We start from the raw sequence: 16,209 nt of genomic DNA, 5'->3' as shown, positions 1-16,209 counted from the left end.
GGAATAGGGGTTGGGGGACGGGCGAATATGACAGAATAGCCATAGCTTCGCGACGCCTTTGGCGACTCGCAATCACAATATTTGAATCCAAACCTATGACGATACTTGCGCAATTACACTCAGCTTTTGCCCAACGGCGTGTTCTGAAGGTAATCAGTGGCTTGATGAACTTTGACGCCGATCGCGTTCTACCCGTCGTTCAAGCGGCAGCCCAGGGGGGCGCGACCTGCGTTGACATTGCCTGTGACCCGGCACTGGTGCGGCAGGTACGGCAGGCGATCGCACTCCCCATCTGCGTCTCCGCCGTCGAGCCAGAAGCCTTTGTGCCCGCTGTAGCAGCGGGGGCTGACCTAATTGAGATTGGGAACTTTGATGCCTTTTATGCCCAGGGGCGGCGGTTTGAAGCGGCGGAAGTTCTGGCCCTAACGGTAGCAACCCGGCGCTTGCTGCCCAACAGCCTGCTGTCGGTTACGGTCCCCCACATCCTGGAATTGGATCAGCAGGTGCAGTTGGCTGAGCAACTGGTGGCGGCAGGCGCGGATATTATCCAAACCGAAGGCGGGACCAGCAGCACCCCAACCCATGCGGGGACCCTGGGACTGATCGAAAAGGCCGCACCAACGCTGGCCGCCGCCTATGAAATTTCCCGATCGGTGTCGGTTCCCGTGCTGTGTGCGTCGGGGATTACCCCGGTAACGGCCCCCCTGGCGATCGCAGCGGGGGCAGCCGGGATTGGCGTTGGCTCGGCCATTAACCGGCTCAATGATCCACTGGCAATGGTGGCCACGGTACGCAGCCTGGTAGAAGCCCTGGGGACTGGGGTAACCGTGCCGACGACAGTACAGTCCTAGGCGATCGCAGATGCCGACTTTTTAACAGACCAGAGGGCCGCATCCCCCCAGCCTTGGGTCCAGCCCAGCTAGGGTTGGCAATGGTGACCCCACTGCGGTTGGGGGGCGGGGTCATCCCTGCTGGCGGGTTTGGCTAGTCGGGCGGGCTTGCCCCTCCCTCACGCCCCTTAGGGAAACTCCTCCCACAGTTGGTATTATCTACTCCAATATCGGGAGATATTGGATTAACCCTCACGCCCCTTGGGGAAACTCCTCCCACAGTTGGGTTGTCTGGCGCAGGCTGGTATGGTTGCCATTGCCTAGAATCAGATGATCCAACAGGGGGATTGCCAGTAATTGCGCCCCCGCGAGGAGTTGACGCGTCAGGGCCAAATCCTCCGGGCTGGGTTCCGTATTCCCAGAAGGATGGTTGTGGGCGATGATCATGCGGGTGGCCCCCTGGCGAATCACTTCCCGGAAAATGTCACGGGGGGGAGCCAGGGTTTCGGTAGCCGTCCCGATCGTGATGACCTGGGTTCCCATCAGGCGATTTTTGACATCTAATAACAATACAGCGAACCGTTCCTGGGCCTGACACATCAGATCATGGCTAAGGGCAAGGGCGGCGGTTTCCGGACTATCGATGAGCGTCCGTTCCCCCGGTCGCAGTTGAAAAACCCGTTTACCCAGCTCGATCGCCGCCAAAATCGTGGCGGCCTTGGCCGGACCCACCCCCGGGATTTTCATCAACTCCTGCACATGGATATCCCGCAACACTTCCAGGGGATCACGCTTATGTTGTTCCAGGCTTTGCAGAATGTAATGCCCCAACCCCACCGCCGACAGTTTGCCCGGTCCCTGCCCCGTGCCCAGCAAAATAGCCAGTAATTCCGCTGACGAGAGCGCTTTGGGACCGTGGGTGATCAAACGTTCACGAGGACGTTCGGTCGCAGGTAGATCCCTCACCCTGAGGCTATAGGTCATGGTCTCGGTCCTTGATACATCGATGGAGGTGTCGATACAGCCCTGACGGATGGGCCAGTTAGGGGGTATGGGCCAGTCACAAAAAGTACCCAGATTCAGGCAATTCTCCTGCGGAGACGCCACGCGAACGAAAATCCACTTGTGGATATCCTGCTTACCCCTGAGACAGCCCAGACGGCTATCCCATATTCAATGTGTGATCTACTGAGGTTACAAAAAACCGGTCGGGGTTCTAGACTGGCATCGGTTAACCAGAAGTTGCGCCTGCGATCAGGCTACCACCCTCCAGCGCCTTGCCCAAGGCAGGGAAAACTTACCTGATTGCGGCTTACAGACAACGTAGCGACTGCGCGTGAAGTTATCTGCGCCGTGTCTGGTTTTTATCTACGCCTTATCTTATCGGCGTCGGGTCGATCAGAACGTCAATTTTGCTCATACTCTAGCGCCTCGGTTGAGCTTTTTGCCGTCTTTTCGGTCTTGTCAACCGTTTGCTTAGTGGCATGGCTGCTGGCGATGGCAACCTCAGCTATCGGCGGCATGTTATCGACTAAAGCAAGGATCTGATCAAAGCGAAACATATGGGCTAGATGATGGAGACCCGCAGTTAAGGCGGACTCAGAGGCTGGAATCTCCTTCAGGAGGTCGAGGATATCATCATCACTACATTGCAGTGCGGCCTGCCGTAATGCCTTTAGCCAGGAGATGGGCATGACAGCTAAGCTTTCTGACGTAATGGCTGGGGGGACTGGGGATGCCGGGGATGCCGCCTCGACAGCATAGGAATATTGCAGGTTGAGGTAGTGTCCCATTTTGCTGAACAGATCAGCGGTACGAAAGGGCTTGCGCAGCATATCGTTACAACCAGCGGCCAGGATATTGGCCTTATTCTCCTCAAATACCGTTGCGGTAATGGCAATGATGATGGTTGGCGATAACCCGCGATCGCGTTCCGCTGCTCGAATCCGTCGGGTGGTTTCATAGCCATCCAGCTTCGGCATTCGCATATCCATCCAAATCAGATCCGGTTGCCAGGTTTCCCACACCGCCAGCGCGGCTTCCCCATCCGCCACCTCCCGTACCTCCAACCCCAAGGGAGCTAATAAATCCTTGAGCAACAGCCGATTCACCTGATTATCTTCAACAATGAGAATGCGGTAGTGAGGTTGGTTGGGCGCGAGACCAATGATTTTACCCAGTTGGGGCGGGGGTAACTGGAGATCGGCTCCAACCACGGGTTTAACGGGGAGGGTAAGGGTGAACTGGGTTCCCTGACCCAGGGTGCTGGTTACGGTCAACTGTCCGCCCATCAGTTCTGCATACTGTTGACAAAGGGGCAGGCCCAACCCTGTCCCCTGCCCTGACTTCAGGCCCGATTGGCTCTGCTGAAATGGCTGAAAGATTTTGTCTAATTCGGCGGGAGCGATGCCAACCCCCGTATCGGTCACCGTAAATTGGAGGACGATCGTCTCTGCCGCCCCCCTCCCTTCAACGCCACTCGTGGCTACCGGGTCGGACTGCTGCTGACTCACGGTTAGGTGAATACTGCCCGTCTCCGTAAATTTGAGACTGTTGCCCAAAAGGTTTACCAGGACCTGGCGTAGCTTACCCTGATCGGCTTCGATATAGGTGGGTACATCGGCAGCTTGGGTGAACCCTAACGTCAGCCCTTTATTTTGCACTTTGAGCCACAGGAGATCTTGAATTTCCTGGAGCAGGCGATCGAGGCTAAAGGCTTCCTCCTGGAGGCGCAACTGCCCCGCTTCAATTTTGGACATTTCCAAGACATTATTAATCAATTCCAGTAGGTGATCGCCACTGTTGTTAATGATGTCCACATAGTAGCGATGGTGGCTCGACAGGCTTGTGTCATTGTGGAGCACCTGGGTGAAGCCAAGAATGGCATTGAGTGGCGTGCGTAGCTCATGGCTCATACTGGCCAGAAATTCACTCTTAGCCTGGTTGGCGTGATCGGCAGTTTCCTTTGCCAGTTTGAGTTCCTGGGCTTGCTGTTGCGTTCGCTGGAACAGCTCTGCCTGTTGCAGGGCCACCCCTAATTGGGTACTAATCCGGGCAACCATCTGACATTCCTCGGCCTGCCAAGCACGGGGTCCTGTGTTTTGGTAACAGGCCAGCAACCCCCATAAACGCTGTTCCGTACCGATATAGATCGGGGCGATCAAATAGGCACGGGCCTGTAAGGTTTCTAGAAGTTCGAGATAACAGGGGGAAAACGCACGGCAGTAGATATCGTCAACCGGTAAATAGTCAACGTACTGGGTATACATCCCCCCCTGGTTTTCCTGGAGGTAGGTGTCCTGAATCAGGATCGGATTGTCGGCCAGGAGGCGGACGGTACAGCGATCGGTTTGCAACAGGTTGGCTTGCCAGGGGGCCGCGTCTGCTTCCCCCGACAGCAACGATCGCCAGCCGGCTGCCACTGCTTCGGCAATCACGTCGCCACTCCAATCGGGGTTAAACCGATAGGCAATCACGCGATCACAGGCGATCGCCTGCCGCAGTTCTTGGGTGGTCGTGTAGAAAATGGTCTCTAAATCCAAGCTTTGGCGCATTCGCTGGATCACCCGCGTGGTGGCCTGCTCCCACTGGGCCACCTGGGTTAAGCGAAGATTGGCGCGGCTTAAATCCGCTGTTCGTTCATGCACCCGTTGCTCCATTTCCCCATAGGCTTGCCGTAGGGCTGACTCAACCCGTTGCCGTTGCAGTTCCGCCGCTGCCTTCGCTGCAAAAATCGCCATGACCGCCTCCGCTTCCTGGGGATGTTCCAGCGGGCGATCGTGGGCAATACACAACAACCCCAAGACATGGCCCTGGCTATCCAACAACGGCACGCCTAAATAGCACGTGGCTCCCATCGCCCCCAGCAGGTTGACCTGCGGGAACATTTCCTGGACGGCTTCCGGAAAGTAGCAGGCTTGGCCCGACACCACCACCGTGACACAGGGACTCTCCTGGATCGCGGCTTCAAAGTTATCCACCAGCGCCCCATCACTCCACACGGCCAGAGAACGGATGGTGGTCGGGGAACCCACGGCTTCCGAGATAAAGGCATGACGCACGGCGAGGGCTTGGGCCAAATGTTGAACCAGGGCTGGGAAAAAGGCTTCACCCGTGACTGAAGCAGTGCCCACCAGTAGGCTTTGCAGCATTTGTTGGGCGTGTTGGCGGGCCATAATTTCCGCTTGCAATTGTTGGTTGAGGACAGTCAGTTCCTGGAGCGATCGCAGGGCTAAGAATTGGGGCATCCATTCCAGCAACTTAAAGGCGGTGAACATAGATACCAGGGCGGTGAAGGCTCGCTCCAGTCCCGACAGCCAGTAGTTGGGAAACCATAGCGTCCAAATATCTAACAAATGGCCAATGCCACAGGCCAGGATAAATGTCCCAAACAGCAGGAAAACCGTCGTGAAGGGGGTTTGTTGCCGCTTCATGACAAAATACACTAGCATTGCTGGGATCGAGAAATAGGCGATCGCGATGAATAAATCACTGGCAACATGCAGCCCCACCAAGGGAGTTTGCCAAAGATAGCAATGACCATGCGGTATATAGGGGTTACTTGACAAAAATATCAAGTACATCCACTGACTAATGAGCATTTTTGCTTACCAAGCTCTCTAGTGATGTGGCTCATACCAGCCTAACAGTCTTAGAAATGTATTCAGAGAAAATTGATCCTGGCAGGATTGGCAATACGTGGAACACTTCTGTTATCGAGGCTAACTCTATTGCTAGGGCAGTAAGCCCGATCGCCCCACATGCATTTTGGGGACGACCGGCGGGAAAAGCGAAGATTTTAGGCAAAAGGAAAAGATGGGTGGCCGTCATCCCTCATCACTGACGGGCAAGGGGCGATCGTCTGCACTGCCCATTTCCCCGTGGGGATGCAGCAAGCGATGTTGCAGCGATGTGGCAATCACGTAAAAGACGGGCACGATAAATAGGCTTAACAAACTCGACACCAGCATTCCCCCTAACACCGATGTCCCGATCGCCACCCGACTGGCTGCCCCGGCCCCAGTCGCAAAGGCCAGGGGAATCAAGCCAAAAATCGTGGAAAAGGCGGTCATCAAAATCGGGCGGAACCGAATGCGGCTGGCTTCGAGGGCGGCTTTGGCGATCGGTAACCCCTGTGCCCGTAACTGGTTGGCAAATTCGACGATGAGGATGGAGTTTTTCGTCACCAGGCCGATCAAAATAATCAGGCCAATTTGGCTAAAAATATTGAGTTCTAACCCCCGCAACCATAGCCCCAAGAAAGCCCCCAAAAGGGAGAGGGGAACCGCTAACAAAATGATGAATGGATCGAGGTAACTTTCAAACTGGGCCGCTAAAACCAGGAAGATAAAGGCCAGCGCCAGCCCAAAGATAAATAGGGTAGCCTGACCGGCATCGCGAAACTCCAGGGACTCGCCCGTTAAGGTGGTGCGAATATCGGGGGGCAAAACCCGTTGGGCCAGGTCATCCAAGGCATCCAGAGCTTCCCCTAAACTGACCCCAGGGGCTAAACCGGCTTCCAAGGTGGAGGCCCGGAACCGATTGAACCGATTGATCTTAGGGGGGGTTGTTGTGGCTTCAACCGTGACGATCTGGCTGAGGGGCACCAGTTGACCACCGGCCTGGGGTGCGATCGCCGGTCCGTTATTCTCGCGATCCGCCTGGGCCGCCACGACGCGATCGCTGCGCACATAGAACTGACCAATGTCTTCGGGGGCATCTCGAAAGGCTTTTTCTGCCTGGACCACAACCTCGTAGCGACGATTGTTTTGGTTGAAGTTGGTAATCTTCTCACTCCCCAGCATGATCTGAAGGGTGCGGGCAATATCCCGGACGGCAATGCCCAGGTTCGCCGCTTGGGCGCGATCGACGCTTAGGGACAGTTCGGGCTTATTCAGTTTCAGGGTGGAATCCACATTCACCAGTTGCGGCAGTTGTCGGGCTTGGTTGGTAAAGTTCTGGGACACTTGGGCCAGGGTTTGTAAATCACTGCCCTGTAAGACATATTGCACCGGTTGCTGGAACCCGACCCCCGGCAGGGAGGGCGGATTGATGGGGAAGACGAGGGCATCGCTAATTTGCATAAAGCCCCCAAACAGTTGCCCTACGATGGCTTGTTGGGATTGGTGGGGAGCCGTCCGCTCGGACCAGGGGATGAGGCGGGTAAACGCAAAACCGGAATTGGCCAGGGGTGCCCCAAAACTAAAGCCCGCCAGGGTAAAGTAGCTTTCCACTTCTGGCACTTGCTGAAGCTGGCCCTCGATCTGGCGCATGACGTTATCGGTATAGGCCAAACTCACCCCCTCCGGCGCAATCACGGGGATGAACACGCCCCCCCGATCCTCCACCGGCAGAAAGCCCTGGGCCAGTTGTTGATAGACCGCCCCCGTTGCCAACAGGGCCAGGACAAAGCTCCCCACCACAGCCCACTTCCAGGCCAGGAGCCACCGCAGGGCTATGCTATACCCATTCCGTGCCTGGGTGAGTGCCCACTCGGAGATCTGAAAAACCCAATCCAGCAGGGGAATGGATGACCCCGACTCTGACTTCAGCAACCGAGCCGCGATCGCCGGAGCCAGGGTCAAGGCCACGATCGTCGAGAAGACAACCGCGCCCGCCAAGGTCAGGGCAAATTCATTGAAGAGGCGGCCCGTCGTCCCCCCGGCGAAGCCCACGGGCAAAAAGACGGCGATCAATACGACCGTGGTGGTAATCACCGCAAAGACCACTTCTGACATAGCAGCTTGGGCGGCGGCAAAGGGGGGATACCCCTTCTCGCGAATGTAGCGAACAATATTTTCCAGCACGACGATCGTGTCATCCACCACCAACCCCGTTGCCAAGGTGAGCGCAAATAGGGTCAGGGTGTTGATGGAAAACCCCAGAAAAAACATGACCCCGAAGGCCCCAATCAAGGAGATGGGAATGGTAATGGCCGGGATCAACGTGGCCCGCCAATCGTGTAGGAAGAAGAAGATCACTAGCACCACCAGCCCGATCGCCAGGTAGAGCGACCAGAAGACCTCTTGAATGGCCAACTGCACAAATTCCGCCTGATCGTAGGCCACCCGATAGGCCATGCCCGCCGGAAACGATCGGGCGAGTTCATCCATTTTGGCCCGTGCCCCTTGGGCCACTGCCAGGGTATTGGCTCCCGATAGCTTCACCACCCCCAGTGCCACGGCGGTTTCACCGTTAAACCGGGCCACCACGCGATCGTCCTCAGCCCCCAGTTCGGCCCGTCCCACATCCCGCAGCAACACCTGGGAACCATCCGCATTGCGCTTAATCACCAGGGCCTCGTATTCTTCGGGTGTTTGCAAGCGGCCCAGAGTCCGCACAGAAAACTCCGTCGTTTCCCCTTCAATACGGCCACTGGGAATCTCCACATTCTCCCGACGCAGGGCAGCTTCCGCATCCAGAACCGTTAAATTCCGGGCGGCTAACCGTTGGGGATCTAACCAAAGGCGCATGGCATAGCGCCGCTCCCCGCCCACAAAGATGCTGCTGACCCCCGGCACGGTTTCCAGGGCATCCACCACGAAGCGATCGGCGTAATTACTCAATTCCAGGGGCGTGAAATTCTCCCCATACAGAGCGAACCAGATGATCGGCGAGGCATCCCCCGCTTCCTTCTCCACCACGGGGGCCTCAGCCTCATCGGGCAGGTCCCCCACCACCCGTGCCACCCGTGCCCGCACATCCTGGGCGGCAGCTTCCAGATCACGACCGAGGCTGAACTGGACCGTAATCGTGCTGACGGAATCGCGGCTTTCCGAGGTCAGGGTCCGAATGCCCTCAACGCCATTGATCTCCTTCTCCAGGATTTCTGTCACCTCTGTTTCCACCACCAGCGGATTTGCCCCTGGGTAGACCGTGCGCACACTCACAACGGGCGGGTCGATGCTGGGGTATTCCTGCAACGGCAGTCGTGTATAGCTCACTAGCCCGATGAGGACGATCAGCAGGGAGCAGACCGAGGCAAAGACCGGGCGACGGATGAAGAAGTTGGTAAACATAAGCAGTCTGGGCTAGGAGGAGGGAGGAGGGAGGAGAGAGGAGGGAGGAGGGAGGAGAGAGAAGAGAGAAGAGAGAAGATTTTAGTTAAGGAGGGAAGAAGAAAGAGGGGGTTTTAGAATGATGTTTTACCCAGGGCGATCGCGGTTAAAACCGCGACTACGAACAGCGATGATTAGCTATCTTCAGTATTTTCTTAAAGTTTGTAGTAGCGACTTTAGTCGCTAAGCTGATGGTCTCTAAACTTTTAAGGTTTGTAGTAGCGACTTTAGTCGCTAAGACGATGGTCTCTAAACTTTTAAGGTTTGTAGTAGCGACTTTAGTCGCTAAAGAAAAGGTTAATAACTAGGGATTAGATTTTAGGTTGTTGTCAGGGGACGCGACTACACCAGATCGGGTGATTCTGGGAAACGCGGGCCATTGGCTGGGGTCAGTTATGGGCAAACCCACTGATCCGACATCAAAACACGCCTTTGCCTGACGATTACTGCGGCTCCAAGGGCATGATCGGTACACCATCGGCCAGCTTTTGGGTGCCGGAGACAACGATTTGGGTACCCACCTGTAACCCCTGGACCACTTCCGTGCGATCGCCCTGGATTTGGCCCACCTGGATCGGTTGCGATTTAGCGATCAGGGTGCCCTCTGCTTCACCGGGAACCGCAACATAGACCAGCCGTTCAGTTCCTTGCGCCACGATCGCGTGACTGGGAATGACGATCGCGCTGGGTTGCCGATCCCAGATCACCCTGGCCCGGACGAATTGACCATCCCGTAACTGGTCTTGGGGATTGTCGATCGAGGCCTTTGCCAGAATGGTTTGCGACTCCGCATTCACCTGGGGCGAAATGAAGGTAATGCGACCGTTCCCCAAGGCTTTGCCCTGGGCATCTTCCATCCGCACGGGTAGCCCCAAGCGCAGATCGGGACCGCGTTCTAGAGGAATCGGCAGGCGGAGTTCCAGGATTTGGTTCTGGGTGACGGTCATTAGGGTATCGCCGGATTCGACATAGGTGCCCACCCTCACGGGGATATCGCCAATGACCCCGGCAAAAGGAGCGGTCACCGTGGTATCCCGCAGGCGTTCCGACTCCAGGTTCACCTGGGCCGAGGCTTGCTTCAGGGTGGCTTCCGTTTCGGCGACTCGAGCCTGGGCGGCAGCAATCTGCTCCTGTTTGGCCCGCAGGTCGGCTTCGGCTTTGGTGCGATCGCGCTGGACCCGATCGAGGGATTGCTGGGAGAGGGCACCTTCCGCCACCAGTTGGGCAATGCGGTCAAATTCAGCCCGCTGTAGGGCAAGTTCCGCTTCGGCGGTGGCCTTTTCGGCTTCGAGTGCCCGGAGAGCGGCGATCGCGCTACTGCGCTGGGCACGGGCGGCATTGAGTACGGCAATTTCGCGATCGAGTTGGGCCTGTTGTTTGTCGAGGCTGAGCAGGACGACGGTTTTTCCCGCCGGGACGCGATCGCCCGCCTGTACAAAGAGTTGTTTCACATACCCATTCACCTCTGGCCGTAGGGGAACCGACTGGCGGGCTTCCAGCGTGCCCACAAACTCGGAGGTCGTTTCCAAGGGTTGGGTAGACACGGTGGCCAATTGGGCCGGTACACCGGGCGGCGGGCCTTCACCCATCGCGGAGGGCGGACCCTGTGAACAACTCGTGATCAGGCCAACACCCACAATAAAGGGAAGGCAACCCAGCCGAAGGTGTCGGGAGGAGGTAAAAAGAACGCTCATGCGCAATGGGAGGTCAACAAGTAAGCTGATTATAGCGATCCACCCCAAATGACGGCATATTAGCGTTTTCAGGATAGACTCCTCCCTGCGCTTAGTAACGACTTTAGTCGTTTTGTTTTAGTCGTTCTGTAATCGCTTGTCGTAACGACTTTAGTCGTTCTGTAATTCTGTAATAACGACCTTGGTCGTTCCCGGCCCATTTGTAGCTTGTCGTAACGACTTCAGTCGTCCCCCCCGTATCTGAACTTTGCAAACACCCCCTAAGAACGAAATGAACGTTCAGCAAACAGACCTAGCCGACCGGCAACGCACCCTTGTTCCCCAGACGATCGGCACCGTAAAAGGGCCGGGGCAAGATGGGAACCAGTATGTGTTTATCACGGCTGACAACCAACACGTCAAAATTGGCGAATTTGTCTACTATGAGGCTCCGGTTCAGACCCAGCAACGGCAAATCCTAGGGAAAATCTCCGCCCGCAAGTTGATCGATCATCTGCCCGATCGCATTTTTGCCGATACGGAAACCAGCCCAGAAGTGATCGCGGCCCTGGTGGGGTTCACCTATACCAACCCGGAAATCTACGAGGTCACGGTCGATGTCATTGGCTATTTCGATCGCAACTTGGGATTCATGAACCCGCGTCAAACCCCTGATCCGGGGGCTAAGGTTTATCTGGCGAGTGATGCAACCCTGCGGGATATCTTGAACCGTCGTCAGGTGAGTGAGGTAGGGTCGGCCCATATTGGTTCCTTGCTGTTGCGCGATCGCGATGCGGTGCCCATTACCCTGGATGTCAAAGAACTGGTGAGTACCCACATGGCGATCCTGGCCGGAACCGGATCGGGGAAATCCTATACCGCTGGGGTGTTGGTGGAGGAATTACTGCGGCCCTACAATCGGGCTGCCGTGCTGATTTTTGACCCCCACGGGGAATATGGCACGTTGGAGGCAATTCGCGGCCACGCGGCCTTTAAGAGTCAGGATGGCTATGCGCCCACGGTGAAGATTCTGACCCCAGATGCCATTCGGATTCGCATTTCCTCGCTGGATTACTACGACATTTTGATGCTGTTGCCGGAGATGAGCGATCGTCAACAGTCCATCCTCAGCAAAGCCTATGCCATCCTCAAGCGCCACAAACGGGGGGATTATCGCTGGGATGTTTCGGACCTGATTGCGGCGGTTTATGAAGCCGATACCCAAACCGATGATGAGGGCAATGAAAAATCGGGATCTTCGGCTCCAGCGATCGAATGGAAATTAGAAAAATTGGCGCGATCGCCCTATTTTGATCCCTTGCAACACTGCACCCCCAAAGATTTATTTGAACCGGGGCAAGTCACAGTGATGCAAATGAATGAAATCAGCCAGGAGGAACAGCAGGTCATTTGTGCTGCCGTCCTGCGACAGGCATACCACGCCCGCATGAATACCCAAAAAGAGAAAATTACCCCCGACGACGAGAATTATCTGCCCTATCCCGTATTTATCCTGCTGGAGGAGGCCCACCGCTTTGCCCCGGCCCACGAACCCTCCCGCTGTAAGGCCGTCCTGCGCACGATCCTGAGCGAGGGTCGCAAGTTTGGTTTGGGGGTGGGGCTGATTACCCAGCGTCCCGGTAAGCTGGACTCGGATGTGCTGTCCCAGTGCATGAGCCAGTTCATTATGCGCATTGTCAATCCCGTTGATCAGGACAGCCTCAAGTACGGGGTGGAAGCCGCCGGGCGTGATTTGCTCAAGGAATTGCCCGCCTTGACCAAGGGCCAGGTGATTATTGCCGGGGCCTGTGTGAATACGCCCGTTCTCTGTCAAGTGCGTCAACGGTTAACCCAACACGGCGGCGAAACCCTGAATGCACCCGCCATGTGGCAATCCTACTTCCAGGCCCATCACCAACAGGATCGGGAAGCAGCCCAGGCCCCCGTCGCCCGTCGCCAGCGTCCGCAAACCGTTCGCGGGGTGAGTATTGAATAAGTATCTAGTTAAGGTAGATAGTGCCAAAGGCGCTATACAGATGATTGAACTGGGGAACTATTATGGTTCTGGCGTAAGCGTGAGGCCGCGATAGACCTGCTCGTCAGGATGGTACAGTTAAACAGATCCTTGAGGCTGACGATCGCGGTTGCTCCGCCAGGGAACACGACGCGAAGTAGCACTCACCGAATTCCTACACCTTCAAGAATCTGATGATGCATACCCTCCGCGCACTGGGTTCAGGCAAGCAGACTCCCTACGTCCTCCTTGGCTCCCTACTGTTGCTGATCGGCATGGCCACGCCAGTTCTCGCCCAGGCAGAGGCGGCTCCAACGGGTGTTGATGCTTTTTTCATCCCGATCGTTAACTTTTTTGCCCAAATTCTCTTTTTCCCGATCGGGGGGCCAAGTGGGTTTCCCTTTATCGTCCTCTGGCTGATCCTGGCTGCCCTGTTTTTCACCCTGCGCCTAGGGTTTGTCAACATTCGTGGCTTCAAACACGCGCTCGCGATCCTGCGGGGAGATTTCGATAACCCCCAGGATGCGGGTGAGGTTTCCCACTTTCAGGCATTGGCAACGGCCCTGTCTGGAACGGTGGGTTTGGGCAACATTGCGGGGGTTGCGGTTGCGATCCAGTTGGGGGGACCGGGGGCCATGTTCTGGTTGACGGTGGCGGGCTTCTTGGGCATGACCAGTAAGTTTGTCGAATGCACCCTTGCGGTCAAATATCGCCGTGTGCTGACGGATGGCACTGTCCTGGGGGGTCCCATGTACTACCTCACCCAGGGCCTCAGCGATCGGGGGTTTCGTCCCGTGGGCCAAGGCTTAGCGGTGCTCTTCTGTCTCCTCGGTTTAGCGGCTAGCTTGGGGGGAGCCAATATGTTCCAAGCCAACCAAGCCTACGCCGCCCTGGTCAGACTGATTCCGGGCCTACCCAATTGGTTGTTTGGTTTGCTCCTTGCAGCCCTCGCGGGGGTAGTGATTATTGGGGGGATTCGGCGAATTGGGGCAGTGGCGGAAAAGTTAGTGCCCGCGATGGCCGTGATTTATGTGGGGGCTTGCCTGATTGTGTTGCTGGCCAATGTTACCCAGATCCCTAGCGCGATCGCGACGATTTTTCACGATGCGTTTGCCCCCACAGCGGTGGCGGGAGGGCTGGTCGGGGTAATGGTGCAGGGGATTCGCCGGAGTTCTTTTTCCAATGAGGCGGGGATTGGGTCGGCGGCGATCGCCCATGCGGCGGCCCGGACGGATGAACCGATCCGGGAGGGGATGATTGCCCTGCTGGAACCCTTTATTGACACGATCGTGATTTGCAATATGACGGCGATCGTGATTGTGTTAACGGGGGCTTATCAGGAAACGGGGCTTCAGGGGGTTGAGTTAACAGCCCAGGCATTTTCCACGACGGTGATTGGCTGGTTTCCGGTCATTTTGAGCATTGCCGTTTGTCTCTTTGCCTTTTCGACGATTATTTCTTGGAGCTATTACGGTATTCAGACTTGGGCCTATCTATTTGGGCGTAATACCACGATCGTCTACAAGGTGATTTACATTCTCTGTGTCTTTGTGGGGTGTTTGGCGAGTCTGTCGGTCATCATTGATTTTAGCGACTTGATGTTGCTGGGGATGGCCTTCCCTAATCTGCTGGGCTGCTATATTCTCTCAAACGAAGTAGCTGCCGATCTTAAGGATTACTGGCAGCGCTTACAGTCGGGCCAAATGCTAACCTATGCGCAAGAATTAGCCTCTGCGGGGAACGATCGTCCCCCCGAGTAGGAGGGTTGTCAGACGGACACTCCTCAGGTTCTCGTCACGCGCTGGCGGTATCTTTACCCAGACGCCATCAACGAGTTTGACAAGTTTATGGAAGGTATCGAGCTATGGTAGCGATTGGTTGGGGGAGCGATCCTCATTACCAGTGGCTGGCGATCGGGCCACTAGCCTAGTAACTTGTCCAACGGCTACTGGCAAATTTGTTGCAAGGTCGTGACGAAATCGGGATAGGAAATGGCAGCGGCTTCCGCTCGCTGGATCGTCGTTGTGCCTTGGGTATTGAGGGCCGCGATCGCCAAGCTCATAGCAATGCGATGATCCGTATGGCTATCCACCACGGTCCCCTTCAGCAATTCCCCACCGGTAATTTCTAGGCCATCGGGTAATTCCGCCACCCGTGCCCCCAAGCGCTGTAACTCAGAGGCCATCACCGCCAAGCGATCGCTCTCCTTTACCCGTAACTCTTGGGCATCGCGGATAACGGTCTTCCCCTGGGCAAAGGCCGCCGCCACCGCCAAAACAGGGATCTCATCAATCATCCGGGGAATCAACTCCCCACCCACTTCACAGGCTTGTAACGGACTGGAGCGCACCCGCAGATCCGCCACAGGTTCCCCGGCCACCACCCGTTCATTCTCCCGCTGAATATCGGCCCCCATCATTGCCAACACCTCCAAAATCCCGGTCCGGGTTGGATTCACCCCCACATTTTCGATCCGCAGGTCCGAACCCGGCACGATCGTCGCCGCCACCAACCAGAATGCCGCCGAACTGATATCCCCCGGCACAATCACCGTTTGGCCCGTCAGCCGTGCCGGTCCCGTCACCGTCACACTATGGGTGGCGCGATCGATCGCCAAATTCGCCCCAAAGGCTTGCAGCATCCGTTCACTATGATCACGGGAGAGCACTGGCTCCGTCACCGTGGTTTGCCCCGTCGCCATCAAACCCGCCAACAGAATACAGGACTTCACCTGGGCCGAGGCGATCGGCGAGTGGTAGTGGATCGGCTGTAGAACCTGCCCCTGAATCGCGAGTGGGGCCAGCGACCCATTATGCCGTCCCCAAATCTGGGCACCCATTTGCTGGAGGGGCTGTACCACCCGCGACATGGGCCGACTGCGCAGGGAAGCATCCCCCGTCACCGTAAAAAAACGCCCCGGATGGGCCGCCAGTAACCCCAACATCAAGCGCAACGTCGTCCCCGAATTCCCCGCTTGGAGAACATCCGCTGGTTCCTGCAAATTTCCCAGGCCAATCCCCTGCACCCGCACCAGTTCCGAGTTAAGTTCCGTAATCTCTGCCCCCAAGGCGCGGAAACAGGCCGCCGTACTGCACGGATCTTCCCCCAAAAGTAATCCTTCGATCCGCGTCTCCCCCTCCGCGATCGCCCCCAGCATCAGGGCACGGTGGGAAATCGACTTATCCCCTGGCACCCGAATGGTCCCCCTGAGTGCAAACCCAGAGGCCGGACAGCCAATCGTTAAGGAATGCTGGGGAGCATTGGTATTTAAAGCGATGACGGGGCGTTCCATTAGAGATAGACTGAGGAGGGCGTTAGTGATCCTACCGCTTTCGGACCCTTTCCTGTCGAGATTTTCCCTAGTTTTGTTCGCGTAGCGTCTGCGCTGGCGAATTGGCTGGCATCTGCATTCGGGGCAAATCACTGCACTGTTGTCTGGCGATATGTTAAAGCACCAACGCAAACCGGTTTCCCTATCCCTAATCTCCACGGATCTACCGGTGTGGTCTGGGGTAGATACCTTTGCAACCTTCTATCAAAAAGACCGCGATCGCTTCCACTTGCTGCTCAGTGAACCACCGATCATTGATCCGATCGCCCTCGCGGAAAATCGAGAAGTGACCACCCTCCCCGCC

The 16,209-nt window shown here is 56.5% G+C and carries 9 protein-coding genes; 4 read left to right on the top strand and 5 right to left on the bottom strand.

Annotation, left to right across the window (positions count from 1 at the left end; all coding sequences use genetic code 11):
* Nucleotides 1-95: 95 nt before the first annotated feature.
* Nucleotides 96-851 carry a DUF561 domain-containing protein gene (locus tag ACWIUF_RS09380; protein WP_448572096.1) on the top strand — a complete coding sequence of 252 codons (756 nt, stop codon included), beginning with the start codon at nt 96-98 and terminating at the stop codon, nt 849-851.
* 231 nt (nt 852-1,082) lie between these two features.
* On the opposite strand, the gene radC is transcribed toward ACWIUF_RS09380, so the two are convergent.
* The 4 genes from radC to ACWIUF_RS09360 form a co-directional block, all read right to left on the bottom strand.
* Nucleotides 1,083-1,814, bottom strand: a complete 732-nt coding sequence (gene radC / locus ACWIUF_RS09375) for a RadC family protein (RefSeq protein WP_448572095.1) — start codon at nt 1,812-1,814, stop codon at nt 1,083-1,085.
* A 422-nt stretch (nt 1,815-2,236) separates the two neighbouring features.
* Entirely contained in the window at nt 2,237-5,341 is a 3,105-nt protein-coding gene (locus ACWIUF_RS09370; protein ID WP_448572094.1) for a GAF domain-containing protein, read from the bottom strand.
* A gap of 315 nt (nt 5,342-5,656) precedes the next feature.
* Nucleotides 5,657-8,848 carry an efflux RND transporter permease subunit gene (locus tag ACWIUF_RS09365; protein ID WP_448572093.1) on the bottom strand — a complete coding sequence of 1,064 codons (3,192 nt, stop codon included), beginning with the start codon at nt 8,846-8,848 and terminating at the stop codon, nt 5,657-5,659.
* Between the two features lie 482 nt (nt 8,849-9,330).
* Nucleotides 9,331-10,581, bottom strand: a complete 1,251-nt coding sequence (locus ACWIUF_RS09360; RefSeq protein WP_448572092.1) for an efflux RND transporter periplasmic adaptor subunit — start codon at nt 10,579-10,581, stop codon at nt 9,331-9,333.
* Between the two features lie 271 nt (nt 10,582-10,852).
* On the opposite strand from ACWIUF_RS09360, the gene ACWIUF_RS09355 reads away from it, so the two are divergent.
* Both ACWIUF_RS09355 and ACWIUF_RS09350 read left to right on the top strand, forming a co-directional pair.
* Nucleotides 10,853-12,556 (top strand): ATP-binding protein, encoded by a 1,704-nt coding sequence (locus ACWIUF_RS09355; RefSeq protein ID WP_448572091.1) that lies wholly within the window; start codon nt 10,853-10,855, stop codon nt 12,554-12,556.
* 212 nt (nt 12,557-12,768) lie between these two features.
* Nucleotides 12,769-14,334, top strand: a complete 1,566-nt coding sequence (locus ACWIUF_RS09350; RefSeq protein ID WP_448572090.1) for an alanine/glycine:cation symporter family protein — start codon at nt 12,769-12,771, stop codon at nt 14,332-14,334.
* Nucleotides 14,335-14,519: 185 nt separating this feature from the next.
* Here the strand turns inward: ACWIUF_RS09350 and aroA are convergent, their stop codons facing one another.
* Nucleotides 14,520-15,866 (bottom strand): 3-phosphoshikimate 1-carboxyvinyltransferase, encoded by a 1,347-nt coding sequence (gene aroA / locus ACWIUF_RS09345; protein ID WP_448572089.1) that lies wholly within the window; start codon nt 15,864-15,866, stop codon nt 14,520-14,522.
* Between the two features lie 151 nt (nt 15,867-16,017).
* Here aroA and ACWIUF_RS09340 point away from each other — a divergent pair.
* On the top strand, nt 16,018-16,209 hold a 192-nt coding region (locus ACWIUF_RS09340), incomplete at its 3' end, for a hypothetical protein (RefSeq protein ID WP_448572088.1).

This window comes from Trichothermofontia sp. (genome assembly GCF_053493415.1).
This window is presented reverse-complemented; position numbering and strand designations above follow the sequence as displayed.